1 protein-coding gene is annotated in these 413 nt (G+C 33.7%); it reads right to left on the bottom strand.

The genetic code is table 11. From position 1 onward, the window contains the following. Window positions 1–330: type II secretion system F family protein (locus tag NL42_RS19475; RefSeq protein ID WP_461313998.1), on the bottom strand; the 330-nt coding region annotated here is incomplete at its 3' end. Window positions 331–413 lie beyond the last annotated feature (83 nt).

Here is a 413-nt window from a genome sequence, read left to right on the forward strand (position 1 = left end):
TGCCTTTATTTTTCCTTCTGATTGGTTAATTTGACGTAGAGTCTCGGCTGCTTTAGTTAAAGTTTCTGCTAATTCCCCCCCTGTTTCTAAAGCAATTCGAATACTAGTTGTCATGAGAATGACCGAATTGATCGGCATACGTTGTTGGAAATTGAATAATGCATCATTTAATGGTAGACCAACTTTCTGCTCTTTAATTATTAAGGCAATCTCATTTTTCAATGGGGGTAAACATTCATTTGTTAGTTGAAATAATGCAGTACTTAAACTAGCTCCCGACCTCAATCCACCAGAAATCAACATCAAAGCATCAGGTAATTGTTGCTCCATTTTTTCAACTTGTATTTTTTTAAACCTTTTAATTAAAAGAAAAGGTAAGATCGAAAAAAAGATCGCTGCAAATATATAAATCA

It is taken from the genome of Acinetobacter sp. GN11 (genome assembly GCF_054823985.1).